The sequence below is a fragment of the Streptomyces sp. NPDC048825 genome (genome assembly GCF_043198355.1).
In the GTDB taxonomy this organism is placed as follows: Bacteria; Actinomycetota; Actinomycetes; order Streptomycetales; family Streptomycetaceae; genus Streptomyces; species Streptomyces xiangluensis.
In genome coordinates this window covers 1-1,285 of the sequence record NZ_JBICUR010000049.1, presented here as the reverse complement: position 1 = coordinate 1,285, position 1,285 = coordinate 1, and the positions used below count along the sequence as shown (strand labels likewise).

General features: G+C 66.6%; 2 protein-coding genes. Both read left to right on the top strand.

Annotated features, from left to right (window positions below; all coding sequences use genetic code 11):
• A partial coding sequence (locus ACGFNK_RS45765) for an ABC transporter permease (protein WP_393427372.1) occupies nucleotides 1-645 on the top strand: 645 nt, incomplete at its 5' end.
• A partial coding sequence (locus tag ACGFNK_RS45760) for an ABC transporter permease (protein WP_393427369.1) occupies nucleotides 642-1,285 on the top strand: 644 nt, incomplete at its 3' end. The genes ACGFNK_RS45765 and ACGFNK_RS45760, both read left to right, overlap by 4 nt.

The window sequence follows — 1,285 nt, the reverse complement described above, 5'->3', positions numbered from 1 at the left end:
GAGACGGCACTGTTGAGCCTGGTCTTCGGGTTCCTCCTGGCCAACGCGATCTCCCGGCTCAAGCCCCTGTGGGCCGGCCTTGCCATGCTGGTCGTGGTCGTCCCGCACTTCATCAGCGCGCTGGTACGCACCTACGGCTGGATCATCATGCTCGGCGACAAGGGCCTGGTGAACGAGACCCTGACCAACCTGTCGCTCCCAGGGACGCCGTACCGGCTGCTCTACAACGAACTCGGCGTGGTCATCGGCACCACCTCCATGATGCTGCCCTACACCGTGCTGCTGCTGTACGGCGTGATGCGCGGCGTGGACCGCCGCCTGCTCGCCGCGGCGGCCAGCATGGGCGCCGGACGCGTGACCATCTTTGGCCGCATCTACCTGCCGCTGGTCGCCCCCGGCCTGGCCAGCGCCGGACTGCTCAGCTTCATCCTCTCCCTGGGCTACTACATCACCCCGGCCCTGATGGGCGGACCCAACCAGACGATGATCGCCACCCTCATCAACCAGCAGGTGACCAAGGAAAACCAGTGGAACCAGGCGGCCGCCCAGGGAGTCATCCTGCTGCTGCTCACCCTCGCCGGACTGCTGCTGGTCAAGCTCGTCAGCTCCCTGGGCGCCAGCCGTAAGAAGAGGAGCGCGTCATGATGGAGCTGCGCAAGACCCTCGCCGGACGGATCGCCCTGACCGCGGTGGCCACCGTGATCCTGCTGTTCCTGGCCCTGCCGATCATCGTCATCCTGATCACCTCCTTCAGCAACAACGCCTTCGCACAGTTCCCGCCGGAAGAGTGGACGCTGAACTGGTACAAGGCACTGTTCGCCGACGGCAGCAAATGGCCCGCCGCGCTCTCCCTGAGCGCCCTGGTCGCCGCCATCAGCACCGTGTTCTCACTGATCATCGGCGTGACCGCGGCAACCGCCCTCACCCGCAGCGAACTCCCGCTGCGCTCCGCGGTCTACGCCCTGGTCCTCGGACCCCTGATCATCCCCCAGATCGTCACCGCGCTCGGCCTGTTCCTGCTCTTCGAACCCGCCGCCATGCTCGGCAGCCCGATCGCCATCGCCCTGGGCCACACCGTGCTCGCCTCACCGATCGCGGTCCTCATCCTCATCGCCACCCTGCGCGGCATCGACGAACGACTGGAAGACGCCGCCGCCAGCATGGGCGCCGGCCGCCTGACCATCGCCCGCCGCATCACCTTCCCCCTCGCCGCACCCGGCATGATCGCCGCAGCAATCTTCTCCTTCATCACCAGCTTCGACGAGTTCTACATCTCCCAGTTCCT